Annotated in this window: 28 protein-coding genes; 9 read left to right on the forward strand and 19 right to left on the reverse strand. The window is 55.8% G+C overall.

Annotated elements, in window-relative coordinates; all coding sequences use genetic code 11:
• Positions 1-194: 194 nt before the first annotated feature.
• The 9 genes from OA238_RS10365 to OA238_RS10400 all read right to left on the reverse strand — a co-directional run bounded on the left by OA238_RS10365 (position 195) and on the right by OA238_RS10400 (position 8,325).
• Positions 195-1,388 (reverse strand): IS3 family transposase, encoded by a 1,194-nt coding sequence (locus tag OA238_RS10365; protein ID WP_015495123.1) that lies wholly within the window; start codon positions 1,386-1,388, stop codon positions 195-197.
• Between the two features lie 243 nt (positions 1,389-1,631).
• Positions 1,632-2,252 (reverse strand): TetR/AcrR family transcriptional regulator, encoded by a 621-nt coding sequence (locus OA238_RS10370; protein ID WP_015495124.1) that lies wholly within the window; start codon positions 2,250-2,252, stop codon positions 1,632-1,634.
• Entirely contained in the window at positions 2,245-3,129 is an 885-nt protein-coding gene (gene ppk2, locus OA238_RS10375) for a polyphosphate kinase 2 (RefSeq protein ID WP_015495125.1), read from the reverse strand. The genes OA238_RS10370 and ppk2 overlap by 8 nt, the downstream gene beginning before the upstream one ends.
• A 62-nt stretch (positions 3,130-3,191) precedes the next feature.
• Positions 3,192-4,193 (reverse strand): alpha/beta fold hydrolase, encoded by a 1,002-nt coding sequence (locus tag OA238_RS10380; protein WP_015495126.1) that lies wholly within the window; start codon positions 4,191-4,193, stop codon positions 3,192-3,194.
• A gap of 61 nt (positions 4,194-4,254) precedes the next feature.
• On the reverse strand, positions 4,255-5,232 hold the full coding sequence (locus OA238_RS10385; RefSeq protein ID WP_015495127.1) for a homoserine O-succinyltransferase: 978 nt from the start codon (positions 5,230-5,232) through the stop codon (positions 4,255-4,257).
• Between the two features lie 35 nt (positions 5,233-5,267).
• Positions 5,268-6,131: a hypothetical protein gene (locus OA238_RS10390; RefSeq protein ID WP_015495128.1), complete on the reverse strand. Its 864-nt coding sequence runs from the start codon at positions 6,129-6,131 to the stop codon at positions 5,268-5,270.
• Between the two features lie 89 nt (positions 6,132-6,220).
• Positions 6,221-7,057 carry a transporter gene (locus OA238_RS10395; RefSeq protein WP_245581490.1) on the reverse strand — a complete coding sequence of 279 codons (837 nt, stop codon included), beginning with the start codon at positions 7,055-7,057 and terminating at the stop codon, positions 6,221-6,223.
• 143 nt (positions 7,058-7,200) lie between these two features.
• Positions 7,201-7,326 (reverse strand): hypothetical protein, encoded by a 126-nt coding sequence (locus tag OA238_RS34465; protein WP_275450497.1) that lies wholly within the window; start codon positions 7,324-7,326, stop codon positions 7,201-7,203.
• Positions 7,327-7,455: 129 nt separating this feature from the next.
• A complete protein-coding gene (locus tag OA238_RS10400; RefSeq protein WP_015495130.1) occupies positions 7,456-8,325 on the reverse strand; it encodes a DMT family transporter in 870 nt (289 codons plus the stop codon).
• Positions 8,326-8,396: 71 nt separating this feature from the next.
• Between OA238_RS10400 and OA238_RS10405 the strand changes: the two genes are divergently transcribed.
• Positions 8,397-8,642, forward strand: coding sequence for a hypothetical protein (locus OA238_RS10405; protein WP_044036646.1), 246 nt, complete (start codon positions 8,397-8,399; stop codon positions 8,640-8,642).
• A gap of 3 nt (positions 8,643-8,645) precedes the next feature.
• Positions 8,646-9,014: a neutral zinc metallopeptidase gene (locus OA238_RS10410; protein WP_015495132.1), complete on the forward strand. Its 369-nt coding sequence runs from the start codon at positions 8,646-8,648 to the stop codon at positions 9,012-9,014.
• A gap of 82 nt (positions 9,015-9,096) precedes the next feature.
• Here the strand turns inward: OA238_RS10410 and OA238_RS10415 are convergent, their stop codons facing one another.
• Positions 9,097-9,771 carry a YdcF family protein gene (locus OA238_RS10415; RefSeq protein WP_015495133.1) on the reverse strand — a complete coding sequence of 225 codons (675 nt, stop codon included), beginning with the start codon at positions 9,769-9,771 and terminating at the stop codon, positions 9,097-9,099.
• Positions 9,762-11,336, reverse strand: a complete 1,575-nt coding sequence (gene guaA, locus OA238_RS10420; RefSeq protein WP_044038195.1) for a glutamine-hydrolyzing GMP synthase — start codon at positions 11,334-11,336, stop codon at positions 9,762-9,764. Before guaA ends, OA238_RS10415 begins: the two co-directional genes overlap by 10 nt.
• Positions 11,337-11,485: 149 nt before the next feature.
• Between guaA and OA238_RS10425 the strand changes: the two genes are divergently transcribed.
• Positions 11,486-13,048, forward strand: a complete 1,563-nt coding sequence (locus tag OA238_RS10425) for a trimethylamine methyltransferase family protein (protein ID WP_015495135.1) — start codon at positions 11,486-11,488, stop codon at positions 13,046-13,048.
• A 48-nt stretch (positions 13,049-13,096) separates the two neighbouring features.
• Here the strand turns inward: OA238_RS10425 and OA238_RS10430 are convergent, their stop codons facing one another.
• A complete protein-coding gene (locus OA238_RS10430; protein WP_015495136.1) occupies positions 13,097-13,411 on the reverse strand; it encodes a DUF6477 family protein in 315 nt (104 codons plus the stop codon).
• Positions 13,412-13,630: 219 nt separating this feature from the next.
• On the opposite strand from OA238_RS10430, the gene OA238_RS10435 reads away from it, so the two are divergent.
• Both OA238_RS10435 and lipA read left to right on the forward strand, forming a co-directional pair.
• The gene (locus OA238_RS10435; RefSeq protein WP_015495137.1) at positions 13,631-14,674 is read left to right on the forward strand and encodes a DUF6456 domain-containing protein; all 1,044 of its coding nucleotides are present in this window, start codon (positions 13,631-13,633) and stop codon (positions 14,672-14,674) included.
• A gap of 128 nt (positions 14,675-14,802) precedes the next feature.
• Positions 14,803-15,759: a lipoyl synthase gene (lipA, locus tag OA238_RS10440; protein ID WP_015495138.1), complete on the forward strand. Its 957-nt coding sequence runs from the start codon at positions 14,803-14,805 to the stop codon at positions 15,757-15,759.
• An 89-nt stretch (positions 15,760-15,848) separates the two neighbouring features.
• Here lipA and OA238_RS10445 read toward each other — a convergent pair whose 3' ends face one another.
• The 3 genes from OA238_RS10445 to hpt form a co-directional block, all read right to left on the reverse strand.
• On the reverse strand, positions 15,849-16,712 hold the full coding sequence (locus OA238_RS10445; RefSeq protein ID WP_015495139.1) for a c-type cytochrome: 864 nt from the start codon (positions 16,710-16,712) through the stop codon (positions 15,849-15,851).
• Entirely contained in the window at positions 16,712-17,179 is a 468-nt protein-coding gene (locus tag OA238_RS10450) for a c-type cytochrome (RefSeq protein WP_015495140.1), read from the reverse strand. The genes OA238_RS10445 and OA238_RS10450 overlap by 1 nt, the downstream gene beginning before the upstream one ends.
• Before the next feature lie 105 nt (positions 17,180-17,284).
• Positions 17,285-17,845 (reverse strand): hypoxanthine phosphoribosyltransferase, encoded by a 561-nt coding sequence (gene hpt / locus OA238_RS10455; protein ID WP_015495141.1) that lies wholly within the window; start codon positions 17,843-17,845, stop codon positions 17,285-17,287.
• An 84-nt stretch (positions 17,846-17,929) separates the two neighbouring features.
• Here hpt and OA238_RS10460 point away from each other — a divergent pair, with 84 nt between their 5' ends.
• The 4 genes from OA238_RS10460 (at position 17,930) to OA238_RS10475 (ending at position 21,051) form a co-directional block, all read left to right on the forward strand.
• The gene (locus OA238_RS10460) at positions 17,930-18,376 is read left to right on the forward strand and encodes a type II toxin-antitoxin system RatA family toxin (RefSeq protein WP_015495142.1); all 447 of its coding nucleotides are present in this window, start codon (positions 17,930-17,932) and stop codon (positions 18,374-18,376) included.
• A 21-nt stretch (positions 18,377-18,397) separates the two neighbouring features.
• The gene (locus tag OA238_RS10465) at positions 18,398-19,306 is read left to right on the forward strand and encodes an MmgE/PrpD family protein (RefSeq protein ID WP_015495143.1); all 909 of its coding nucleotides are present in this window, start codon (positions 18,398-18,400) and stop codon (positions 19,304-19,306) included.
• Positions 19,307-19,368: 62 nt separating this feature from the next.
• Positions 19,369-20,652: an IS256-like element ISOan3 family transposase gene (locus OA238_RS10470; protein ID WP_015494284.1), complete on the forward strand. Its 1,284-nt coding sequence runs from the start codon at positions 19,369-19,371 to the stop codon at positions 20,650-20,652.
• A 141-nt stretch (positions 20,653-20,793) separates the two neighbouring features.
• The gene (locus tag OA238_RS10475; protein WP_187293169.1) at positions 20,794-21,051 is read left to right on the forward strand and encodes a hypothetical protein; all 258 of its coding nucleotides are present in this window, start codon (positions 20,794-20,796) and stop codon (positions 21,049-21,051) included.
• Positions 21,052-21,116: 65 nt separating this feature from the next.
• Here the strand turns inward: OA238_RS10475 and OA238_RS10480 are convergent, their stop codons facing one another.
• From OA238_RS10480 to OA238_RS10495, 4 genes are all read right to left on the reverse strand, one after another.
• The gene (locus OA238_RS10480; protein ID WP_015495145.1) at positions 21,117-22,298 is read right to left on the reverse strand and encodes an ammonium transporter; all 1,182 of its coding nucleotides are present in this window, start codon (positions 22,296-22,298) and stop codon (positions 21,117-21,119) included.
• A gap of 154 nt (positions 22,299-22,452) precedes the next feature.
• Positions 22,453-22,926, reverse strand: coding sequence for a CinA family protein (locus tag OA238_RS10485; RefSeq protein ID WP_015495146.1), 474 nt, complete (start codon positions 22,924-22,926; stop codon positions 22,453-22,455).
• The gene (locus tag OA238_RS10490) at positions 22,923-23,423 is read right to left on the reverse strand and encodes a phosphatidylglycerophosphatase A family protein (RefSeq protein ID WP_015495147.1); all 501 of its coding nucleotides are present in this window, start codon (positions 23,421-23,423) and stop codon (positions 22,923-22,925) included. Before OA238_RS10490 ends, OA238_RS10485 begins: the two co-directional genes overlap by 4 nt.
• Positions 23,420-24,571 (reverse strand): bifunctional 2-C-methyl-D-erythritol 4-phosphate cytidylyltransferase/2-C-methyl-D-erythritol 2,4-cyclodiphosphate synthase, encoded by a 1,152-nt coding sequence (locus OA238_RS10495; protein WP_015495148.1) that lies wholly within the window; start codon positions 24,569-24,571, stop codon positions 23,420-23,422. The genes OA238_RS10490 and OA238_RS10495 overlap by 4 nt, the downstream gene beginning before the upstream one ends.
• Positions 24,572-24,723: the final 152 nt, after the last annotated feature.

Consider the following 24,723-nt stretch of genomic DNA (forward strand, 5'->3'; position numbering starts at 1 on the left):
CCAGCCATATATTTGTCAGGCAAGTTGCTGTCTAATTAGTTCAAGGCCAGCGGCGACTCCTTGTTTACTAGCTGGGCGAAGACCCATTGTCAGTTTTTCTACCGCATCCGTTGCCGATTTATGGTACACGTAGACACTGTGATTGGTGAGCAAGTGAACTTCGTCCCGTTTTCTGGACAGTTTGCTTATTGACCCTATGCTGCCATTTTCCAAGTCATATCTTCGAAAGCCTGTTTTGGCGTTTTGTAGCCGACGCCTGAATGACGGCGCTGGCGGTTGTAGAAGACCTCAATGTATTCGAAGATGGCGGCCTTGGCCTCAGCGTGTGTTCTAAAGCGCCGCTGGTGAACCATCTCCTTTTTCAATGAAGCAAAGAAGCTTTCCATCGGCGCATTGTCGAGGCATTGGCCCTTGCGGCTCATGGATTGAGTGAGTTTCGCCTTTTTGATCAGCTTGCGATAGTCCCCGCCAGCATATTGGCCGCCCCTATCGGAGTGGTGTATCAATCCCGGAACCGGGCCTCTGCGTCCCAGAGCCATCTCGAGGGCGGCGCAGCAAAGCTCCGCACGCATGTGATCCTCCATCGCCCAACCGACGATCTCACGCGTGGTCATGTCCTTCACGCCAGCCAGATAAAGCCAGCCTTCGTCCGTGTCGATATAGGTGATATCCGCCAGCCAAACGGCATTAGGCGTCTGGCTGTGGAATTTCTGTTCCAACAAGTTTGGGGATGGCTTCAGCTTATGATTGCTGTCCGTTGTGATTGGCTTTCTACGCTTGCGAAGAAGCGGGGACACCTTGTGTTCCTTCATTATTCTCGCAACACGGCGCTCGGAGACGACCTCACTATCCGCCAGTAAGTCTTGGTGAATACGCTTTGATCCATAACATTTCTTACTGGCCTTGAAGAAGGTTTTTATCTTGGGAAGCAACGCCTGATCCCGAGCGTCGCGATTAGCTTGACGCTGATCACGTGCAGGCTGACTGGCTGGGAACCCGTAGAACCAGCCCCGGGATATCTCTAGAAGACGGCATAATATTGAAACCGCGTATTGAGCTTTATGGGCGGTGACGAAAGCACGCTTGTTCGTCATGGTTTCACCGCCCGCGCCGCGAAAAAAAGCGGATGCTTTGTGCAAAATCTCCACTTCCTCAGCAAGCCGCTTGTTGTCTTTGCGAAGGTGGAGCAATTCAGCCGCATCCGCCTGCTGACGCCGTTTGGCTTCAACTGAGCCAAACGCCTCAATTTCCAAGCGCCACGTCTTCAGCTGCGTCCCAGTGATCCCAAGCTCCTTGGCAACGCTGCCTTGCGTCGCACCAGGCTCATATAACCGCTCAACTGCAGCTGCCTTATAATCGTCTGTATAATTGCGTCGATGTTGTCCCATTTGGTGCCCCTTTCACGGACTGGGGTAAAGTACCCCAATGTCCGGCAACAGGGACGAAGTTCATCTGTCAAGCGCCAAGCTTTCAGAACAGCTCGACACAAAGAGGGGCGCACCAATCGGTTGCGCCCTTTTTCTTCGCCGTCTTTTGATTTGTCTTTGCTTTAAAAATATCTCCGGAGGTCTGGAGGGCTGGCCCTCCAGCGGATCGGATTTGCAAAGCAAATTCGAGAACGACAGGTTCAACTACTCGTTGTCAGGTCGCACCAACCCCAAGCCACGCAGATAAACCCCGATCCCGGATTCCAGCAACTCTTCTGGCGGGAACGGTGATTTCGTGCCGGGGTTGCCGCGGGCGAACAATTCCACGACCCCGTGCGACAGGGCCCAAATATGGGCGCTGAACATTTGTGGTGGCGGGCGTTTTTCTTCTGGAATGTGCTTGGAAAGTTCCACAGCTGCACGTTCCAGCACGCCCATCGCACGTGTCGCCACTTCGTTGAGTTCCGGCGTGCGCTGGATTGAAATGCCTGACTCAAACATCGCCACGTAGTGTCCGGGATATTTGCGCGCGAACGCAAGATAAGCGCGGCCCGTGGCCTCGAAAGACGCCAGCGCAGATGGCTGGCCTTTGGCGTAGGCGTATTCCATCAGATCGGCGAAAATCTCATACCCTTGACGTGCGGCTTCGGCGATCAGGTCTTCGCGCCCCTCAAAGTGACGATAGACAGCGGCGGGGGTCACGCCAGCTTCGCGGGCGGCCTCAGAAAGGGTGAAACCCGTCGGGCCTTTTTCTTCGATCAAACGCAACGCGCCATCGACCAAGGCGCGTTTCAGATCACCGTGATGATAGCCGCGTTTAGCCACCTGAAAACTCCATTATAAATTCAGGCCCACTGACGATTTTGTCATCGACCTCACCCAATGCTTTGGCATCTTTACCGGTGTAATCCAACTGGCGCAGCACCGCGCGAATGGCGTTCACCCGTGCGCGGCGCTTGTCGGCGCTGCGTACAACCAACCACGGCGTGTTATCGGTGTGGGTCTTGTCCAAAGTCTCAACAATCGCGGTGGTGTACGCGTCCCACTTTTTCAGACCCTCAACGTCGATCCAGCTGAGTTTCCATTGCTTCAACGGGTCACTTTCGCGGTCCATAAATCGTTGCAACTGCGCCGCACGATCCACCGTCAGCCAAATCTTGAAAACCTTGATGCCTTCGTCGACCAGCATCTGTTCGAACGGGTTCACCTGTTCAAACCATTTGTCGCGCTGCTCATCCTTGCAAAATCTAAAAACCTTTTCAACGACACCGCGATTATACCATGAGCGGTCAAAAAATACGATCTCTCCGGCGGTGGGCAAGTGTTGGATGTAGCGTTGGAAATACCACTGACCGGCCTCGGCCTCCGTTGGTTTGCCCAACGCCACCAGTCGCGCACCACGCGGGTTCAGGTTCTCACGGAAGCGTTTGATCGTTCCACCTTTGCCTGCTGCATCGCGCCCCTCAAAAACAATAGCGACGCGCTGTCCTGTCTCACGGACCCAAGCTTGCATCTTGACCAATTCGATCTGCAATGCCTCTAGGGCGGCATCATAGTGCGCCCGTTTCCATTTCTTGGCATAGGGGGAATCAGTGGCGAGGATTTCGCCCTTTTTCTTGCCCTCTATCTCATCGCGGACCGGCTGCGGCGCGTCTTCGCGAAAATAACGGCTGATTTGGCCGTCAAAGGGCAGGTCGGTCATAAGATTGGCCTCATATTTTCATCGTCTGTAGGGGTTTGGTCCACTATGCGGACGCGCGCTGCTTAGCGCAATCGCGCTTGCAGCGCGATGCGATCAATCGCAGCCTCAACCAGGTCCGGTACGGCGTGGTGTGGCATGTGTCCGACGCCTTCCAGCACTGTTAGATTGGCGTGAGGAACGGCGGCTTTCAACGGGATTGAGTGGATGTCGAGAGGCACGGTCGTATCTAGATCGCCGTGCAGGATTTCCAGTGGCACGCTAAATTCGGACGCATAGCGCGTTGCCATTTGAACGATATGCGGGCGCAGGCTGTTCACCTGCCGCGCATTGGCGCGAAAGCTGGCGGGGCGGATGGTGAGGATCGCGCCGATGTAGTCCATATATCCGTCCGGCACGGATTGCGGTGTAAAAATACTCTCAATCGCGCCCTCGATCTGTGTTTGTGTCGCGAAGGCCGCAATCATTGGCGCCACCAAGGCGCCGCCAACGGCTGACCCGTTCACCTTGTAATAGGCGCCTAAATCTCCGGGCCATGGGTGCGACGGACCGGCAAGGTTGACGACGCCCGCGACGTTATCTGGGTGGTTCAGCGCCCACGCCAGCGCGACCGAGCCGCCGTAGGAATGGCCCACAACGATGGGCGTGCCCGCGCCCAATTGCGCGGCAGCTGCCTGAAGCATCGCGGCTTGCTGGGCTGGGCTTTCTGCGGCGGTGTTGAACGCGCCTTCAAACTCCTCTGACACACGATCTGTATAGCCCAACCCGGGACGGTCAAACACGATGACGCGGTAGCGATCGGTCAATCGATCCATGAAGGCGAATGTGAATTCTCGGGTATTGCCGCCTGCACCGTGGATCAACACCACATCAGGACCGCTGCCAGCGACGACGGCATGTACTTGGCGCCCGTTCACGTCGATGAATTGACCCATCGGCGGAAACGCACGTTCTGCCGCAGTCGCGCGGGCGCCAGAATGGCGATCAGTCAGAACCGCACATCCGGCGAGGGCTGCGATTGAAAGGGTGGCTATTATTTTTACGGACACCGACACTACCTGCTTCATGTTTCACGCTTTTACATAGGGTTCGCGAAAAGAAACGCAAACCGCGCTGACAGAGTTTCAGTTATTCCGTAACGTCGGGATCGCTACCGGACGCAGCGCGCAGGTCGGTGCTGCTCAGCCCAATCTGTTCAATGTCATAGGGCGTCGTCAGATAAATTTCAGAAATCCAATTGCCGTAAAGGAGATGTGCGTGGCTACGCCAACGATTTGGCGGCGATTTGGTTGGATCATCATTGGGGAAATAGTTCACCGGCACCTTTATCTGCGCTCCCTCAATCTGGTTTGAAGCCAAATCGCGTAGGTATTCTTGGTTCAACGTGTCGCTGTCGTATTCAAAATGATTGAACACATAAAGTGCACGATGATCGGGGTCCTCAACCAGCGCAGGACCAACTTCGTCTGAATGCAGCAGCGTCTTCAAGCCGGCGGCGTCAATCTCGTCGCGCTTCATCTCTGTCCAGCGGCTGACTGGCATCGCCATTTCGTCAGAAAACCCCCTAAGATAGGGGCTTTGAGGGGCGAAGTTCATGTGGCGGTAACACCCGAAAAGCTTGTCTTTCAGCAGGTGTTTCTTGACGCCGTGGAAATGGTTGATCATCGCCATGCCGCCCCAACACACCCCAAAAGTGGAATGGACGTTTGTTTGGGTCCAATCCATAACCTCGCACAACTCGTCCCAATAGGTGACATCCTCAAAGTCGAGGTGTTCGATAGGTGCGCCGGTGATGATAAGACCGTCGAATTTTTGATCCTTCACCACTTGGAAGGTGCGGTAGAATTCTTCCATGTGGTCGGCGGCCGTATTTCGGGCCTCGTGTTCTGACATGCGGATCAACGTCAGTTCGATCTGCAACGGCGTGGCGCCAATCAGCCTGGCAAATTGATTTTCCGTCTGAATTTTCTTGGGCATCAGGTTCAGGATACCTATCCGCATAGGTCGGATATCTTGTTGGTCTGCCGCGGTCTGTCCCATCACCATCACGCCCTCACGCGACAACACGTCAAAGGCGGGCAAAGATTTGGGGAGGCGGATGGGCATGTTATTAGTCCTGTGTTGGAAAGCTGGTAAGTTGGCTAGCTGTGTGCCGCAAGGCCCTGCGCGATAACGGCCACAAAATCGGCTTCGTCGCGCACGGATCCCATATCGGATGCCTGCACGAAAATGCCCCAGTTTTTTGCGATGGCTTCGTAGCGGGGTTGGCGGTGCGCCAGCGCGCGCGCATAGGTCCAGCGGATGAACGTATCTGGGTCAACATCACCCTCTACGAATTTGTTTTCAATCAGATATTCGTTCCAAGCAGCTAGAAGAAATTCCGGCTCATAGGCCATTGGTTTGGGGGCTTTGTCAAAACGCTGAACAAGGTCTGATGTGTGATCATCGCTGCCTTTGATCCAGACCATTAGGCAACTGTCGGACAGCATTTTCAACACAGGGTCGGCTGGATCGTTCGCATCGACCCATTCACAGATCGACCCACCGGTGTCGCAGACGAAATGCGGATAGCCATAAAGGGCCTGCGCGCGATCAATAAAATACGGCGTGTCGCGCAACGCGTCGATTTCGGCGCGGCGGAACTGATCCTGACGGCGCTGGTATTCCGCCAACGCCAATCCGCCCTTAGAGCGGTCACCCGGTTTGCCCAAATAGGTGCTGACCGGCGTGAGATTATCAAAGCTGATGTTTGACCCGATGTGGATGCTATCACTCAGCAGCAGTTCGCGCAGAAACGGCACCTTCATCGCCTCGGCCTTGGCGTTATCGGCGATGTATTCACCCATGTATCGCGTGCCAATTCGGTAATCGATGGAATAGTGGAACCAGTCGCGCGTATCGCGCAACATCGCGGACACGTGGGTTTTCCCAAGTCCGGACATGGCGAACAACAACACGCGTTTTTGCGCGGCATTTGTCCAGTCAGAGGCGGTTTGGTATTTCATCTGGCTTTGCTAGCGTGACCAAGTGATCGGGGCAACGAAAAAGCCCCACCTGCGCAAACAGACGGGGCCAAATCACGATCCAGTCTGTATCAGAAGTTGTATGCGACCTTAAGGCCAACTGCGACAGCATCGTTGTCGCTGAAATCACCGCTGACGGGAGCGTTCGTGACTGCATCACCCAGATCAATGTAACGAACACCACCGGAAATTTCGATACCGTTGTTGAGCGTATAGGCGCCGCCAATCTGATAACTGATGTAACCGTCCGTTGGGCCAAGGTTGCCTGTCGTTTCACCCGTGCCTTTTTCATAGCCAATTGCGAACGATGCAGAAAAAGCATCCGACAACCGGCGACCGACACCTATATTGTAGGTGTAGACGTCATCATCATAGGCGAGGATATTACCAACGAGTGTTGGGTTGTTGCTGTCAACCAACATGAAACCGTCCCAAGCGACGTAGCGGACCGAGCCGAACAAGAGCGTGTCAGCGGCGATGCCTGTCTGGAAGTCGAGGTTAACACTTTCGGGCAGATTGGCTGTGAGGGTGTTGCCACCCTGATCACCCGCGAGCTCTAGATCGATTTCGCTGCTATAGGTAAGGGCAATACGCATTGCGATGTCGTCACGCTCATACGCGCCGCCGAGAACATACCCAAAACCACCGTTGCTTGCGTAATTGGATGCATAACCATCGGGTGGCGCCGCCAAGGTGAAGCTATAGTAGCCACTCGCTTGAATGTAACGCATGCCGCCATGAACGCTAAAATTCTGGTTGATCTCATACCGACCAAGAACGGTTATGCCGTCACTTTCGACGCGTGCGCCGGAATTCGCCACAACACCAGGTGGTGGACTCGCGAGGACATATCCAGGCGTTGCATATTCAACATCCGCCCCAAAGGGCTGGTCGTAAATGATGGCCAACGAGAACTGATCATTCAGCTGCGATTTGTAGGCCATACCGAGTTGGACGTAGCTATTTGCAATGTTGCCAGATGATGCACCAACGCCGCCAAAACCAGTTGCAAAGCCAACACCCGAAATGCTTGGTGAAACAGAACCAAAGCTCAGCTCTGCGTAGTCGCCGTCTTCAAAAATAGCGCCAATGCCTTGGCCTGAACGGTCAAGACCGCCTGCGGTTGCGATGCTCGTGTCATAAACAGGATCGCACCTGCTGTCGTGAAATTTTTCATATTTCTCATCCCTTAACCACTAGTGAATGGTTTTTCCCTATTTTCTCTTTACTGAAGGAGCTGCGTTTTGGTCAAATGTTTTGAGCATGTACTATACGTTTGCCTCGATTTCATGCGAACTCCGTAACGTCACTTTGATCTGACAGGGCGCTGGCCGAAGGAAATATTCAAATAATTGGCTCCGAAAATGATCGCCGCCCCAACAAAGACCCATGGGTCAAGCACTTCGCCGTAGATCTGCGCTGCGACAATCGCGATGACCGGCAAGCGAATGAAATCGATGGGCATGACAATATTCGCAGGGGCCAGCGACAGGGCCTTGGTTAGACAGAAGTGCGCCAAAAGACCTGCAAACCCGATCAGAATGATCCACGGCAACGCAATGACAGACGGCAAGGCGATGTCGCCGTCATAGCCCGCACCGATGATGCCGAAGACCGCCTGCATCAATGTCAGCCAGAACATGATGCAGGTGATGGATTGTGTACGAGTCAATCTGCGGGTGAAGATCGCGGTAAAGGCAAATGACACTGCGGCGCAGGCTGCGGCAACGGTGCCAACCGATATTTCGGTTTGAAAAGGCTGCGTCACGATCATCACACCAATGAACCCCATCGCGGCGCCAAGAACCCCGATTGGGGCAAGGCGCTCGCCCAGCAAAAACGGCGCCAACAGAATAACCCAGATCGGTGAAGTAAATTCCAGAGCAAAAAGCTGCGTCAGCGGGATCAGGGGCAGGGCAAAAAACCACAGGTTCTGCCCAATGAAATGCGCAAGGTTGCGGGTGACGTGCAGACTGAATTGTTCGCGGTTCACTTGGCGCAACGTTCCCGCAACGCTGGCCACGATCAGCACCACGACAAGTCCCGTTATGCTGCGAAACATCATGATTTCAAACGTGTCGAGCTCGACGCTGACTGCGCGGCCTGCGATGGCCATGGATGTGAACGAAACGATTGCGCCGATCATCCAAAGGGCGGCGCGAATGGTATCTGACATTATGGTGTTCCAAGTTATTATGTCAGTGCTGCCAGCTTGACACGGCCAGCGCAAGTGCGCGTGATGGTGTGATGAAAATTGTCCTTATGCTAGCAGCACTTGCCGCATCCGTTTGCCAGTCCGTAGCTGCCGATCCGATGGCCGTTCATCAAACCGCGCAGGCGCTGTTTGCGCAGCTTCCTGACGTTGAGGCGCGCGCCGATTTGAACGCGGCCTGTGGTGGTGGGTCAAATTCTAACCCCCACATAGGCTATTGCGCGTCAAACAATACGATCTTTGTTAGCGACGATTTCGCGACCCGACCGCAAGGGTCCTAAGATATGGCGCATGTGTTGGGCCACGCCATCCAAGTGCGCCACGGGGTCGCAGACGTTGCTTTGCGCGCGATTCGCAATCAACGCAGTGAAGAAGACGCGTTGCGCGGTATGGTCAAGCGGCAGGTTGATTGTGTGGCGGGTGTGCTGATGGCGTCAGCGGGTCTTGCGCCCGCAGATTTGAACCAGCTTTTCGCCGCTGAGCCATTTACCGATGCTCATTGGGGGCGTCAGCCTATCAATACTGGTCCGCGCGTCACCGTTGGTTTGGCTGCGCGGTCGCAATGGTATGACATCGGCTACACCGCACACGATTTTGCCGTCTGTTCAGTGGGTGAAATGTCGTCGGATTTGATTGTGGCGGCGCTGCGTTAACGATTAGCCGCGCGGCAACTCCCGTCCCACAAAACTGGTGTTTCATCGCGGATGAGGCAACTGGTTTGCGCGCAAGTAAACGTCAATGAAGCCAATCAACGGGGTCGTGCGGCGCCACAGAATAAGCCGCAGCCCGCACTGCGTTAAACCAGATAGCAAGACTTTCACGCACAAGCATGTTCCATCGAACATCCCCCGTCAGTGGGTTGCGACGCACGTCTTCGGACATCACCAACGTGAATGATGTCGCAGGATGGCCAAGTTCCCATTGCGCCCAGCGAAACGACGCCCAAGATCGCGGCAAATGGAAGGCTTCGGTGACGATGATGATACGTTCGGCGTTCGGGATCAGTGGCAGTGAGAACAAAGCGTTCTGCAACGTTGATTGCGCCAGACCTTCCGCAATAACGCCGTCTTGCGGCACTCCAAGGGTCATGGCGAAACGACCCATCTGCGCGCCCGCGCTCGGACCAGTTGGGCGCGCGATGCCGCCGGAAAAGATGATCACGGGGGCCAGCCCTGCCTCAAACAGTTGCACACAGCGTTCAACGCGCGTCAGGGTCGATGCGGCGAGTGTTCCGTCCGCACTCATGCTGCCTCCCATGCATACGATTGCATCGGCGGATTGCAGGGCGCGCACGTCAGGTTCGGGCCACAGGAACGTCCAAGCCAGCATCGACAGTGTCATCACCACGAACGCAGCAGTTCCCCATTTAAACAGCCAGCCCGAAAATCGAGCCAGCCGTCTTATTCCCATTCAATCGTGCCGGGGGGTTTGGATGTAATGTCGTAGGTGACGCGGTTAATGCCCGCGACTTCATTGATGATCCGCGTTGCCGTTTCGCCAAGGAAATCATGGCTGAACGGATAGTAATCGGCGGTCATACCGTCAACCGACGTCACCGCGCGCAAGGCGCAGGCAAAGTCATAGGTGCGTCCGTCGCCCATTACGCCAACTGTGCGCACAGGCAGTATGGCGACGAAGGCCTGCCAAATTTCGTCATACAAACCGTGTTTGCGGATTTGGTCGATATAGACCGCGTCGGCTTGACGTAGAATATCGAGCTTTTCACGGGTAATTTCGCCCGGGCAACGGATCGCGAGACCCGGGCCAGGGAACGGGTGGCGACCAATAAACGAAGCCGGCAAGCCAAGTTCACGCCCCAGCGCGCGTACTTCGTCTTTGAACAATTCCCGCAACGGTTCGACCAGTTTAAGGCCCATCTTTTCGGGTAAACCGCCGACATTGTGATGGCTCTTGATGGTGACACTTGGACCGCCAGAAAACGACACGCTTTCTATCACATCGGGATACAATGTGCCTTGCGCCAAGAACTCAGCGCCCTCGATCTCATTTGCATATTTCTGGAACACATCGATAAACAAGCCACCAATGATTTTACGCTTTGTTTCGGGGTCGCTTTGACCCTCGAGTGCGCCAAGAAACAGTTCTTTTTCGTCAGCGTAGATGACCTTGAGGTTCATGTTGTCGCGAAACATGGCCACGACGTCATCAGCTTCGTTCAGGCGCAACAACCCGTGATCCACGAACACACAGGTCAGCTGATCACCAATCGCTTCGTGCAACAACGCAGCCGTAACGGACGAATCCACGCCACCAGACAGACCGCAGATCACCTGTTTGTCACCGACTTGTTCGCGAATTTTCGCAATTGCGATGTCGCGGTAGGCGTCCATCGTCCAGCCGCCTTTGAAACCTGCAAGGCGCACGAAATTCTCGTACAACTTCGCGCCGCGCGGCGTGTGGTGGACTTCGGGATGAAACTGCACGCCGTAGTAGTGACGCGATGCATCGGCAATAATTGCAAACGGCGCATTGGGGGAGGTTCCATAAACCTCAAACCCCGGTGCGATCTTCGAGACGTGGTCGCCGTGTGACATCCAAACCTGTTCAGGGCCATCGCTAAACCAGCCATCCAACAGATCAAGCGTGCCCGCAGATGTAACCTTGGCGCGGCCAAATTCAGCGGTGCCGCCGCCGCCAGAAATCTTGCCGCCCTCAACCAGACCGCCCAATTGTTGCATCATTGTTTGCTGTCCGTAGCAAATACCAAGAACCGGAATGCCCATGGTCCATAGGCTGTCGGGCGCGCGCGGGCTGCCCCCGCGAGTGACCGAATCCGGCCCGCCCGACAGGATGACGGCCTTGGGGGTCAGGTCGGCCAACATCGCGTCGGTGACGTTCTGATAGGGGTGAATTTCGCAATAGACGTTCTGTTCACGCAAACGTCGCGCAATCAGCTGCGTCACTTGGGATCCGAAGTCGATAATGAGAAGGCAGTCGTGTGTGTCTATGTCCATATTGTCTCGTAAATCGACATGCCCCTGTGTGCAAGGGCGTGGTGACGCGCACAATGTCGCTTTCGCCACCCAATCGCCGCTTAATCCCAAGCGCAAACGTCCATGCGGTATAGCGTTTGCATCAACAGGATTCTTTTGGGGTTAAAGCTATGACTGACGTAACCGAACAAGCACCAGCAAGCGGCGCACGGCGTGGACGCGGCGGCGGTGGGGCTGCGCGGAGGGCAGAACGCACCGCCGTCAGCTTTGACACCGCCAAAACGATCGAGCGGAATATCCCGAATCTTGAGATGCTGTCCGATGAGGCGCTGGACATTATCGAGGCCAATGCTGAGACCGTTCTCGAGGAGATCGGGGTGGCGTTTGTGGACAATCCTGCGGCGCTTGAGCGTTGGAAATCCGTCGGCGCTGAAGTTACCGGTGAACGCGTGCGCATCCCCAAAGGATTGGCGCGCAAGCTGTGCGCAACCGCGCCGAGCACATTTGTCCAGCACGCCCGCAACCCCGAACGATCTGTCACTGTGGGCGGCAATAATCTGGTGTTGGCACCAGTTTACGGCCCGCCGTTCGTGCGCGACGCCGAAGGCGGGAGGCGCTACGCGACGATTGCGGACTTCGAAAAGTTTGTAAAACTTGGCTATATGTCAAAGTGGCTGCACCATTCGGGCGGCACAGTGTGCGAACCCACAGATGTTCCCGTCAACAAACGTCACCTTGATATGTTGATGGCGCACATGACGTTGTCCGATAAGCCGTTCATGGGGTCCGTGACCGAACCTAGCCGCGCGCAAGACAGCGTTGAAATGTGCGAGATCCTGTTCGGCAAAGACTTCGTGCGCGACAATACAGTGATGACATCCCTTATTAACATTAATTCACCTTTGACGTTTGATGCGACGATGATGGGCGCCTTGGAAATCTATGCCGCACACAACCAAGCCGCGATCATCAGCCCGTTTATTGTTGGCGGTGCTATGGCGCCAGTTTCCGTGGTCGGAACGCTGACGCAGGTTCTGGCAGAGGTCATGGCGGGCGTCGCCTACAGCCAGATTATTCGCCCCGGTGCGCCAGTGGTTTTCGGCACCTTTGTGACCTCGATCGACATGAATTCCGGGGCGCCGACTTTTGGCACGCCCGAAGCGGCACATATCACCAATGGGGCAGGGCAGTTGGCCCGACGCATGGGTCTGCCGTACCGCTCTGCGGGTTCGTTCTGCGGATCAAAATTGCCCGACGCGCAGGCGGCTTATGAAACGGCCAACAGCCTGAACATGGGCCTGTTGTCAGGCGTGAATTTCATGCTGCATTCGTGTGGCTGGCTCGAAGGCGGGCTTGTCGCCAGCTTTGAAAAATTCGTGCTCGACGCGGACCAGCTAGGCACGCTGCATCACATCGCGCGGGGTGTCGAAATCGACGAAAATGCGCAAGCCATGGATGCCATTCGCGAAGTCGGTCCCGGCGGGCACTATCTGGGCTGCGAACACACCCAAAAGAATTTCAAGTCGGCGTTCTGGCGCTCGGAAGTGTTTGATTACAAACCATTCGAGACGTGGGAAGAAGAGGGGGCACGCGACAGCCAAGCACTCGCATCTGTGCGGGTGGCCAAGCTGATCGACACCTATGTCGCCCCCCCCCTCGACCCTGAAATCCGCGCCAATCTTGACGCCTATGTGGCCGCGAAAAAGGCGTCTATGCCCGACAGCTTTATGTAGGACGGATCCGTGTCGTAGGCCCATAACAGGCCCGCGACACGGCTTTGGCTATGTCGGTGATTGGGTTCGTTCACGCGATGCGTTTGATGCCTTGAGAATCCGCGCTTCACACATCATGGCCACGATCATTTCTATGTGCCGTGCAACAGAATATTCCGCCCGTTTGGCAACGCGAAGCTGATCAGCAACCGCCTCGAGTTCCATCAGCCTGACAATCGCATGACTGGGCCCTGGCAGGGCCTCGGTTTTGAGCAGTCGGCGCAGGTGCACGATCCGGTTATAATCTTGAAGTCCGTGGCGCGCGGTTCGGACCAGAAGCGTTGGGCGTTTGAGCCGCGAAATCATTTTCAAAACGTCTTCCATAGTGAGTCTCCCTCATTGATTTGTCTACAAGGTGACACAACCTATAGGGGTTTTTGCGTGTGGATAACTTTGAGCGTTCGGTGCGTTTACAATTGGTTACCATTTAGAAACAATCATAGGGATCTGTGGGTAAAGTTAACCTATCGGAAACAATTGCACGCAAAGGCTGCATAATATTTTCGAACTTGCAGGGTCGAAAATTGGGAAATGAGGATTAGGATGGTGGACGCAAAACGCGCAAGCCACGCGGTGCCTGCATGGGTGCCGGTGGACGTGCGCAACTACGTTTTTCACACGGAAATGGGACAGCCCATTCGGGTTTTGGCGCGATCGCAATCATGTCATGCTTCAACGATTATGCGTCAAATACGAAAGATCGAAACGCGCCGCGATGACCCGCTTGTGGACCGCGCGATCAAAGAATTGGCGGCCGAAAACAGCGCCACACCGAGCCCGAGCAGTTTGGAAATAATGCAAGCCCTGCGCTGCCTTGCCACGCCAGGCACCATTCTGGCCATCGCGATGGGCACGGAACAAGGGGTCATTTTGCAAGACGCAAATCAAGGAGAGGCGGATCGCGGCAGCAAATTACCCTCCGTTACGGCGATGATGTTGGCGTTGCGCGGGTGGATTTCGGGGGGGCAAACTGTCGGGCGTGTCCTGCGCTACCGCATCACCCCTGCGGGGCGTGTGGCGCTGCGCGAATTGATGGCGCAAACTGAAAACTGCGCTCGCGCCATGGCCGAGGGACCGACAGCGTTTGAGGGCGCCGCCAGCGGTGTTGGCACGTGGATGGACGGTCCGCACGACAAGCCGATAGTGGCGCGGATGGCGTTACAAGAAAGCCCCGTGGTGGCGTTGTCGCGGCGCAAGGACCGCGACGGGAACCCGTTTTTGAACCGCACCATGGTGCGCGCGGCTGAGCGGTTGCGCGAAGATTACGAATTGGCGCAGATCGGTCAGATTCGCGGCGACAAAGCGGCGCCAGATTGGCAAGACGTGCTCACTTTGATTGAAACCTACCAGCAGATCGACACGACAGGAAAAGGGGCGGCGCCAAAGGTTCGTGCGGCGCTTGCGTTTCTGGGGCCCGGCTTGTCCGAAGTGGCGTTGCGGTGCTGTTGCCTGCTCGAAGGGTTAGAAATAACCGAAAAGCACATGGGTTGGGCCGCGCGGTCTGGCAAGGTTGTGCTGCGCATCGCACTACAGCGGCTGGTCTTGCACTACGAAGACAGCGGTGAACTTGGCCCTCGAATTGGTTAAATGTGTCGGCTGAAAGCGTCGATTGAACGTGTTAGCCATGCGCTTTGAGCAATCCCGCAACCCGCACCCTTGAGACCCTTGGACAAATGGCGCAGTCTTGCATAAGTGTTGGGCAAGAGGAGAAGCCGATGTCACTGCGCGATCTGAAAATTCCGGCCCAACGCCACCCTGAAAAGCAGCGTCGCGAGGATAGCCCGCAGCCCAAAAAGCCCGATTGGATTCGCGTCAAAGCGCCGACCAGCGACGGCTACAAGGTAACGCGGGATATTATACGCGAACACAAACTCACCACTGTGTGCGAAGAGGCCGGCTGCCCAAATGTTGGCGAATGTTGGTCCCAAGGTCACGCCACGATGATGATTATGGGCGAGGTTTGCACGCGGGCCTGCACCTTCTGCAATATAGCAACGGGCAAGCCACCCGAAGATTTGGATGTGTTTGAACCGGGTCGCGTGGCTGATGCTGTCAAAAAGCTTGGCCTGAACCACGTGGTGATTACATCAGTGGATCGCGATGATGTGCTTGATGGCGGTGCCGAACATTTCGCCCAAACCATTCGCGCAATCCGCAAGCAAGCCCCGAACACCACGATTGAAATCTTGACGCCGGACTTTATTCGATGTGATCCGAAAGTTCTGGAAATCGTCGTTGAGGCGCGCCCGGACGTGTTCAACCACAACCTTGAAACCGTGCCGGGCCTATATCCCGAAGTGCGCCCAGGCGCGCGGTATTTCCATTCATTGCGACTGTTGCAGCGGGTGAAGGAACTTGATCCAACGATGTTCACCAAGTCGGGAATCATGGTTGGCTTGGGTGAAGACAAACAATCTGTGACGCAGGTGATGGAAGACATGCGCGCAGCGGATATCGATTTTCTGACGATTGGTCAGTATCTGCAACCAACACCCAAGCACCACAAGGTTGATCGTTTTGTGACGCCGGACGAATTCGCCGGATATGAAAAGACCGCCTACAATAAGGGGTTCCTGATGGTGTCTTCGACACCGCTCACGCGGTCAAGCTACCATGCCGGCGATGATTTCGCGAAACTGCGCGCGGCACGGATGGAAAAACTGGGTGCGTGATTTTGCCCGTGACATTGCCGCGGCTATTATGATTGTGAAAGGCACTATTGCGATAACCGGCGATTAATGTCGGTAACTGCTACCAATTGTTAATACAACGCCAGCAAATACGCCGCGATTGCATCGCGATCCACGTCGTTTAACTGCGCGATATTCTCGACCACATCGACCATTTCACCGCCGACAGTGTCAAAATCTGGCGTGAACCCGGTGTCGAGGTAGTAGGCAATGTCTCCCCCACTCCATCCCAGATCATCGGGGTGGAGTGACGGAATGCGTCCTTCACCCGATGGATTGGCCGCGCCTTGCATCCATTCACCCCTCTTTAATCCACCCAACGCATTGCGTGGAGTGTGGCATTCGGCGCAATGCCCCATGGCTTCCACAAGATAGCGGCCACGTTCCAGTTCTGGTGTGTCTACGTCTTGCATCACCCAGTCCGTGCCCGCGAACAGGAATTTCCAACCGCTAAGGGATCGGCGGATGTTGAACGGAAAGCCAACGTCGTGGGCGCGCGATGGTGTGGCATCGCTTGGCAGGGTGCGCAGGTAGGCGATCAGGTCAAGCGCATCGGGCGGATCCATCTTTGCATAGGTCGTGTAGGGAAATGCCGGATAGTAATGCGCGCCGTCTGGCGACACACCTGCCATCATCGCATTGGCGATGTCATAATCCGACCACCCGCCAATGCCGTGATCTACATCCATGGAAATGTTGGGCGCATAGAACGTGCCAAAGTCGCTTACAAATGCTTTGCCACCTGCCAGCGCGTCGGTCCCGTCTTGTCTGTGACACGACCCACAGCCCGCAGCCGCAAAAATCAGTGAACCGTCAGTGGCGCTCCCGATCTGGCCAATCTCCAATCGTTCAGGCGCGAGGGGGCGCGCTGCCGTGACGCTGTACGCCACCGTAATGCCAACCACCCCCGCACCAATAAACCAGTGTTTACGCATCAATCATCGCGTTGGCGGTATTCGCGATGACATGCAGAGCAGGCGCCGCCAAGATCACGAATCGCACCCTGAACTGACGCCAAATCTGTTCCCGCAACCCCTGCCATAGCTGCCGATGCAGTGACCATGCCGTCTTGTTTGACCATGAAATCATCCATGTTTTCCCAAATCGCGGGCAGGGCTTTGACACCTTCGATCATGTCGTTTCCGGTGCCTTCGGGCCAATATGTCGTCTCATTAATACTGGCCAAAGCCACAAGGTTATCAGCAGCGATCTGTGCGAGGGTGGCGTCATATTCGACACTTTCCTGCGCCATGCCGCCCAAAATGGCGATGTTGTGGGCATAAAGCTGCATATGCGACTGACGGGCTTTGACGGCGGGATCGACGTCCGCGTGGCCGTCAGCCAGTGCCATCGTGCCGAACGCCAAGACTGTAGCGCCTGCGAGTAGAGTAACGGATTTCATCAAGAGGTCTCCTGGTTGAGTGCGACAATTACGCATTAAAGTAGCATGGCAAATTCCGAAGACTCAGCGCGAATTTGGTGCATATGCGCACAAAACCGTGTGCGGCTAGGTGAAGCGAACTTTGCCGATAAACGGCAGGTTGCGATTGCGTTGGGCGTAATCGATCCCGTACCCGACAACGAATTCATCGGGAATGACGAACCCAATCCAATCGGCCTTCATGTCGACCTCGCGCCGCGTCGGTTTGTCGAGCAGGGCAATTGATTTCAGTTTGGACGGTTTGCGCGTGTTGAGCATGTCGATGACCTGATGCAGCGTGTGGCCCGTGTCGACGATATCTTCGACGACCAACACGTCGCGCCCCTCAATCTGGCCACGCAGGTCTTTCAGGATTCGCACCTCGCGGCTGGATTCCATGCCGTCGCCGTAGCTCGACGCTTCAAGGAAATCGACCTCGACCGGCAAGTCCAATTCGCGCACCAGATCGGCGATGAACACGAACGATCCGCGCAACAGGCCGACGACGATCAACTTGTTGGTGTCTTTGAATTCGGTCTGGATGATTTTGGCGAGGTCTTCGATCCGCGCCGCGATTGATTTCGCAGAGATCATTTCGTCAATGACATAGGCGGGTTGGGTTGGTGTTTGCGTGATCACTTGCGTCATTGAGTCCGGACCTTGTGCCAAATGCTTGTTATTTCGGCCAAACCATACGACATGGTTCGGTAATGTCACGACCGAAAGTCCCTTATGCCCGCCTATTCCGAAACCAAACGACTGCCCTATAGCGCTGATCAGATGTATGATCTGGTGGCAGATGTGGCAAATTACCCCAAGTTTTTACCGTGGACAGCCGCCGCGCGGATCAAATCCGTTGATGATATGGGCGATCATTCGGTGATGATGGCTGATCTTGTTGTCAGCTTTAAGGTGTTTCGTGAAAAATTTGGCAGCCGCGTTTTATTGTGGCCCAAGGCGCGCAAAATTGAGACGGCTTATATCGACGGGCCATTCAAATATCTTGAAAGCACGTGGCTTTTTAGTGATGCAGAAGGCGACTGTGATGTGCACTTTGAGGTGGATTTCGAATTTCGTAACAAGTTGCTGCAAGGTGCGGCTGGCATGTTTTTCACCCAAGCGATGCAGACCATTGTCCGCGCGTTTGAACGCCGCGCTGCTGAGCTTTACGGGTCGTGATGCATCGGGCAGGGTGGCCACATGCTAAATGATCTTGCACCGCTCGACCCCTTTCTGAACTGTAAAAACAACCTGACAGTGCCTGCGCATTCACTTGAGGTGATGGAGCTGTGTCTTCTGGATTGGGCGATCTGCGGCCTTGGGGCCGACAACAATCCAATCTCGCTTGGTATGGCGCAATATAGCCTGAATGCTGGCGCGGGGTCCGCGTCGATCTTTAATGCGCCGACCGCAAACGATTCCATGTGGTCTGGCCGAGTTCCGGCCCGCGCCGCCGCCCTGATCAAGGGTACCATGTCCCATGTGCTGGATTTTGACGACACGCATTTCGGCCATATCGGCCATGTCAGTACGGTTGTCATTCCCGCAGCACTCGCGGTTGCAGAAACCGAAGGGGCCGATTTTGATGCGTTCCTAAGGGCCGCGCGCATCGGAGCCGAGGTCGCGACGCGTGTAGGGCTTTGGTTGGGGCGCAGTCATTATCAGGCGGGCTGGCATCAGACGGCTACATCCGGTGCTTTCGGCGCGGCGAGCGCGGCAGCAATTTTGATGGACGCGCCGCCATCTTCGACGACTTTGAATGTGGCTGGGTTTGCTGCGGGTCAAAAGGCGCAATTCGGCAGCGCGATGAAACCCGTTAATGCTGGCATGGCCGCCGCCCACGGGGTTGAAGCCGCGCAGCTGGCCAAAGTCGGGATGTGCGGCTCACCGGATGTGATTGCCGCACTTTTGGCGACCCATAACGCGGAGGGGAATGTATCCGCATTTGCGGGCTTGGGCGACACTTGGATCTTCGACAGTGTCAGCCACAAATATCACGCTTGTTGTCACGGTACCCACGCGATGATCGAAGCCCTTTTGTCGCTTATGCCGCTGAACGTAGACACGATTGACGGGAATGTCCCGAAGAATGTTGAAATTTTAATTTAGGGTGGCGTTGCTTCCCCTGAGCCGTAGGCTCTGGGTGTTTAATCGCAAAAGGAAGCAACACCATGAAGAAGACTATCACAGCAAGCGCTGGACTTGCCAGCGCGTCGAATGTTCATCAACTCGTGGAAACAGCCTGGGACAAAGTTGGCGAGAGCTTCGAGCAGTTCTGCCTGACGGCGGGCGTCGCCAGTCTGGTTCAGATGTTTGGTGAGGACGCAGATACGCTGGCGGGTGGCCGATACGAGCATTGCACTGACAAGCCTGGCCACAGATGGGGCACCGCGAAAGGTCAGGTTGGGTTCCATGGTGGGAAGATTGAGCTGGAGCGCGCCCGTGTGCGCGATAAAGTGACCGGTAAAGAGATTGTCCTGCCGAGCTGGGAAGAGGCCTCCTCGGGTGGCTTCCTTGAACAATGGGCAATGAGCCTAATGTTGATGAATGTTTCCACCCGTAAGTATGACCGAGCTGTACGGCTGCCCGAAGCGAAGGTGCCTAATAAGGCAGGGAGCGGGCTGTCCAGGTCAGCAGTTTCGCGTCGCTTCAAAGCACTCACCCAAGCGCGCCTGGATGAGTGGATGTCATCTGATCTATCGGAGCTTGACCTTGTAGCGATCCAGATCGACGGGCTGCATTTGGACGATCATTTGTTGGTGCTTGCGGCCGTGGGTGTGGAGGTTTCAGGCGAAAAGCACCCTCTGGGCGTCATTGAAGGGGCGACCGAGAACGCCGCGACGGTTCAGGCGCTTTTGGACAATCTGATAGAGCGTGGGCTCGATCCAGCGGGCTGCTATTTGTTCATCGTAGATGGGGCTAAGGCACTGACCAAGGCAATTCGGCGCACATTTGGTGCCGATATTCCCATCCAAAGATGCCAGATACACAAGGCCCGCAACATAACTGACAGGCTTCCTCCAAAGCTGCACGCCTCCGTACGCCGCGCGCTGAAGCAAGCATGGGAGCTTGATGATGCCGACAAAGCCGAGCGGTTGATGCGGAATCTTGCCCAGCGACTAGAGCTTGAGGCTCCGGACGTTTCAAAGTCGATCCTTGAGGGCCTAGACGAAATTCTAACTGTTGTTAGGTTGGGGCTACCTGTGGAATTGAGACGCTCATTGGCCAGCACCAACATCATTGAATCTATGAACAGCGTGATCCGACAGGTCTGTCGAAACGTCAAACGCTGGCGCGATGCAAAAATGGCGCTGCGCTGGACAGGGGCTGGTATGCTGGAAGCCGCGAAAGGCTTCCGCCGCCTAAAGGCCTACAAGCAACTCCCCATTCTCAAGCAAGCTTTGCTAGATCATCGCAATACCGTAACGCTTGACCAAATCAAGGACGTCGCCTAACCATCAATCAAGCAGCGCCACTCGCCCGATTTTCAACATCGTACGGGACATCCCCTTCTGACGGCCTTGTTTCTGGATAGCGGTCGCACAATCGACCCTGAGCCTGAGGCATATTTTCCACTTTCTCAGGCCACCCAAGCGATGATGGCGCGGGTCAATGTTGTGGCCGATGACAACGTACCCGAAACCGCAAGCGAGGTTATTGTGTCGCTGACCACAGGCGAAACCCTGCGCGCATCCCATGATTTGGCAGAACCTGAACCCCTCAGCCTTCGACGTGAAAAGCTGATGGCAAAGGGGGCCGATCTGTTGTCGCCCGGTGTTGCGCAGGATGTCGCAGATGCCATTGCAGCGCGCAACCTGTCAGCCCTGACACGCGCTCTGCGCAGCACCGATTAGCGCAGACAAAAACGGGCGCCACGATTTGCATCGGGCGCCCGCAATTGTCAGATTTTCTGAAACCCTTAGCTCGACATATCGTAAGCGCGTTCGCCGTGTGATGCGAGGTCGAGGCCCGTGTGTTCGTCTTCTTCACTCACTCGGATCGGGAAGATCGCCTTAACGACAAGCACAATGGCCGTGGTCACAATCACCGTCCAGAGGCCGACAACTGCAAGGCCGCCCAACTGTTCCGTCCAGCCCGCATGACCAAATACCGCTAGCATAATGATACCAAACATACCGCCCACGCCGTGCACCGCGAACACATCCAATGTGTCATCTATTTTCAGTGCTCTTTTAACGACGTGGCACAGCTCTTGGCACATGATGCCCGCGATTGCGCCAATTAGAAGTGCCTCGATCGGGCCAACAGAACCGGACGCAGGCGTGATTGACGCTAGGCCTGCGATCGTTCCAGTGACAAGGCCGACGAGCGAGGATTTGCCAAAGCGGATGCGTTCCCACAGGGCCCATGTCAGGGACGCGGCGGCAGCCGATATGTGTGTGACCGTAATCGCCATCGCCGCTGATCCATTGGCAGCCAGCTCGGACCCGCCATTAAAGCCGAACCAACCGACCCACAGCATCGCAGCACCGATCATCACCATTCCAGGATTGTGCGGTGGTTTGGATTTGTCCCGCCGTGGCCCAAGGAAAAACGCCACGATCAGTGCTGCCAGCCCTGCTGTTTGGTGCACCACGATTCCGCCGGCAAAATCATTCACACCATTCTCAAACAGTGACCAGTCCTCACCCGCAAGCAGACCGCCGCCCCAAACCCAATGGGCCACAGGTGCATAACACAGCAACATCCACAGCCCCGAGAATGTCATCACAAACCCAAAACCGATACGTTCAACGTATGCCCCGACAATCAGCGCAGGGGTGATGATCGCAAACGTCATCTGGAACGCAAAGAACAACACTTCAGGAATGTTACCCGCCATTGTGTCTTCGGTGATGCCGATCAGAAACGCCTTCTCCAAGCCGCCCCAGTAGGCATTGCCGTCCCCAAATGCGATGGAATACCCGAACGCGAGCCAAAGGATCGACATCAGGCAGGCGATCCCGAAACATTGCATAAACACGCTAAGCACATTTCGTGCCCGCACTAGACCGCCGTAAAACAACGCCAATCCAGGCAGGGTCATAAACAACACAAGTGCGGTTGCGACGATAATCCAAGCGGTGTCCGCTCCGTTCATTTTACTTTTCCTTGATGTCTGCGTTTGGCTGACCCCAAAGCGTATATGAACCGCCTTCAAAAGAGGCAGGCGGGCCTGAGCGCGCACAAATTGAGGGCATTACAGAGCTGATCACTATTTAGGCTAATATTGAGCATGACGCTTAATAAATGCGCTAAAGTGAATCGATCGCGCCTTGCAGCAACGTCAGCGCGGTTTGCACACTGCGCGCGCGAACTTGCGTGCGTCCCAGTGGGCCAAACTCATGCGTGACTGTCTGCACGTCGCCGCCCGCGTCGAGCCCGAAACAGACCCGACCTTCGGGCTTGAAGTCCGATCCACCAGGACCCGCGATCCCCGTGATGGACACCGCGATATCAGCCATCGCGGTCCGTCGCGCACCGCGTGCCATTTGTTCGGCAACCTGTTCGCTGACGGCACCGAAAGCTTCCAACGTGGCGGGATCGACCTGCACCATCGCGACTTTGGCGGCGTTGGAATAGGTGACAAAGCCACGCTCGAACACGGCAGAACTGCCGGCAATATCCGTAAGGGCGGCAGACACCAGACCGCCTGTGCAACTTTCAGCGGTTGTGATTGTCATGCCTTTGGCAATCGCGCCCGCAACAACCTGCGCCGCTAATGTCACGATGCAATCCCGTGCCAAAGTCCGGCAAGCGCGATCACGCAAACCGCAGCAAACACCCCTGCGATAACGTCATCCAACATCACGCCCGTTGCGTTGTCTTTGCGGTCCGCCCAGCCCACCGGACCAGGTTTGACGATGTCATAAAGCCGGAAAAACGCAAACGCAGCGATCCACCCGGGCCACACTGACAGGGATGACACGTTTGCCATGCTTGCGCCAATCAAGACGGGCAAAAGTGCTATCCATTGGCCAACGACCTCGTCGATCACGATCTCGGACGGGTCGTGGTTGTCGGAGCCCTCCGTCATCCATTTGGTCGCGATATAGCCTTTGATGTAGGTCGCTGGTATCGCCAAAACGAACAGCCAGATGCCGCCGATCTGGTAAATCAACCACGCCAGCGGCAGGGCGGCCAACGACCCCCACGTTCCCGGCGCAGGTTTCATGTAACCGACGTAAAAAACCGTCGCCGTGATTTTTGCCCATTGTTGTTTCATCCTGCTGTCCCTTTTATCAGCGTGACCGTGGCCATCGCTGCAATCCCTTCGCCGCGCCCTGTAAAACCAAGGCGTTCGGACGTTGTCGCCTTTACGCTGACGCGGTCCGCATCGATCCTCATAATCTGCGCCATCCGCATCCGCATCGCCGCAGCAACGGGGCCGATCTTTGGGAATTCGCAGATCAATGTGCAATCCATATGGTTGATCGCAAAGCCCATTTCGCGAGCAAGGTCGCAGGCGTGTGCCAGAAAAATATCGCTGGCAGCGCCTTTCCAGTGTGGATCGCTTGGCGGGAAATGCTGGCCGATGTCGCCACGACACAGCGCACCGTAAATCGCATCCGTGACCGTGTGCATCCCAACATCCGCATCCGAATGTCCCTGCAGACCACGGCTGTGCGGGATTTTGACGCCGCAGAGCATCACATGATCGCCCACCCCGAAACGGTGCACGTCAAAGCCGTTTCCGGTTCGAATATCCAATGGTGTCTCCAGTAATTTTGCAGCCCGCGCGAAATCGGCAGGCGTCGTGATCTTGAGGTTACGAGCATCGCCTTGCACGATCGTTACATCCAGTCCAGCGCGCTGCGCGATTTCTACGTCGTCGGCGGCACCTGCGCCGTGGGTAGCATGCGCGGCGCGGATCGCCGTCAGATGGAAACCTTGCGGTGTTTGGGCGCGATACAGACCTGTGCGATCCTGAACGCCTTTGACTTGGTTATCTTCACCCATCCATAAAGCGTCGGTGACGGGCAGGGCTGGTCCAACCGCTTGGTCGGTTTGTAGGGAGTCCAACACACGGTCGATGACGACCGGCGGTAGACAGCATCGCGCGGCGTCATGGATCAGGACGTGGTCAGCTTGGGTCGCGTTCAGGCCGGACAGAACGGACTGCGACCTCTCGGCACCACCAGTCGCGATACGGACGTGGCTGGATAGCTTCAACGCTTCAACTCGGGCGCGATCAGTATCTGCCACCACAAGGACAATTTCGGTGATGCGCGGGTGCGCCGTAAAGACATCTAATGTGTGCTGGAGCACCGATTTACCCGCAATATGCTGCCATTGCTTTGAAACATCACCGCCCGCGCGCTGCCCGCGTCCGGCGGCGACGATAATGGCAGCAACAGTTGGTGGAATTTGCATGTCGGGGCGCCCCTTGTCTGGGTGTGTTCTACCCAGAGCGACGCGTCGAGGGAAGTGCGCGTGGCTATCCGCTTAAATATGAGGCATGTTATGTATTCTGCCTGATAATTCACCTTGATATCGTTGAAGTTGCAACCTGTTCGCGCTAACTG

Origin of the sequence: Octadecabacter arcticus 238 (assembly GCF_000155735.2) — a bacterium.
Taxonomy (GTDB): Bacteria; Pseudomonadota; Alphaproteobacteria; order Rhodobacterales; family Rhodobacteraceae; genus Octadecabacter; species Octadecabacter arcticus.

Bases quoted from the DNA above. Each gene is read 5' to 3' on its own strand.
- OA238_RS10460 (WP_015495142.1), top strand. From the start codon at position 17,930: ATGCCCGCCTATTCCGAAACCAAACGACTGCCCTATAGCGCTGATCAG.
- OA238_RS10385 (WP_015495127.1), bottom strand. From the start codon at position 5,232: ATGCCCATCCGCCTCCCCAAATCTTTGCCCGCCTTTGACGTGTTGTCG.
- OA238_RS10465 (WP_015495143.1), top strand. From the start codon at position 18,398: ATGCTAAATGATCTTGCACCGCTCGACCCCTTTCTGAACTGTAAAAAC.
- OA238_RS10410 (WP_015495132.1), top strand. From the start codon at position 8,646: ATGGCGCATGTGTTGGGCCACGCCATCCAAGTGCGCCACGGGGTCGCA.
- OA238_RS10490 (WP_015495147.1), bottom strand. From the start codon at position 23,423: ATGAAACAACAATGGGCAAAAATCACGGCGACGGTTTTTTACGTCGGT.
- OA238_RS10405 (WP_044036646.1), top strand. From the start codon at position 8,397: ATGAAAATTGTCCTTATGCTAGCAGCACTTGCCGCATCCGTTTGCCAG.
- OA238_RS10365 (WP_015495123.1), bottom strand. From the start codon at position 1,388: ATGGGACAACATCGACGCAATTATACAGACGATTATAAGGCAGCTGCA.
- lipA (WP_015495138.1), top strand. From the start codon at position 14,803: ATGTCACTGCGCGATCTGAAAATTCCGGCCCAACGCCACCCTGAAAAG.
- OA238_RS34465 (WP_275450497.1), bottom strand. From the start codon at position 7,326: ATGAAAAATTTCACGACAGCAGGTGCGATCCTGTTTATGACACGAGCA.
- OA238_RS10400 (WP_015495130.1), bottom strand. From the start codon at position 8,325: ATGTCAGATACCATTCGCGCCGCCCTTTGGATGATCGGCGCAATCGTT.
- OA238_RS10380 (WP_015495126.1), bottom strand. From the start codon at position 4,193: ATGAAGCAGGTAGTGTCGGTGTCCGTAAAAATAATAGCCACCCTTTCA.
- hpt (WP_015495141.1), bottom strand. From the start codon at position 17,845: ATGACGCAAGTGATCACGCAAACACCAACCCAACCCGCCTATGTCATT.
- OA238_RS10445 (WP_015495139.1), bottom strand. From the start codon at position 16,712: ATGCGTAAACACTGGTTTATTGGTGCGGGGGTGGTTGGCATTACGGTG.
- OA238_RS10450 (WP_015495140.1), bottom strand. From the start codon at position 17,179: ATGAAATCCGTTACTCTACTCGCAGGCGCTACAGTCTTGGCGTTCGGC.
- OA238_RS10435 (WP_015495137.1), top strand. From the start codon at position 13,631: ATGGTGGACGCAAAACGCGCAAGCCACGCGGTGCCTGCATGGGTGCCG.
- OA238_RS10475 (WP_187293169.1), top strand. From the start codon at position 20,794: ATGATGGCGCGGGTCAATGTTGTGGCCGATGACAACGTACCCGAAACC.
- ppk2 (WP_015495125.1), bottom strand. From the start codon at position 3,129: ATGACCGACCTGCCCTTTGACGGCCAAATCAGCCGTTATTTTCGCGAA.
- OA238_RS10470 (WP_015494284.1), top strand. From the start codon at position 19,369: ATGAAGAAGACTATCACAGCAAGCGCTGGACTTGCCAGCGCGTCGAAT.
- OA238_RS10425 (WP_015495135.1), top strand. From the start codon at position 11,486: ATGACTGACGTAACCGAACAAGCACCAGCAAGCGGCGCACGGCGTGGA.
- OA238_RS10495 (WP_015495148.1), bottom strand. From the start codon at position 24,571: ATGCAAATTCCACCAACTGTTGCTGCCATTATCGTCGCCGCCGGACGC.
- OA238_RS10415 (WP_015495133.1), bottom strand. From the start codon at position 9,771: ATGGGAATAAGACGGCTGGCTCGATTTTCGGGCTGGCTGTTTAAATGG.
- guaA (WP_044038195.1), bottom strand. From the start codon at position 11,336: ATGGACATAGACACACACGACTGCCTTCTCATTATCGACTTCGGATCC.
- OA238_RS10390 (WP_015495128.1), bottom strand. From the start codon at position 6,131: ATGAAATACCAAACCGCCTCTGACTGGACAAATGCCGCGCAAAAACGC.
- OA238_RS10430 (WP_015495136.1), bottom strand. From the start codon at position 13,411: ATGGAAGACGTTTTGAAAATGATTTCGCGGCTCAAACGCCCAACGCTT.
- OA238_RS10480 (WP_015495145.1), bottom strand. From the start codon at position 22,298: ATGAACGGAGCGGACACCGCTTGGATTATCGTCGCAACCGCACTTGTG.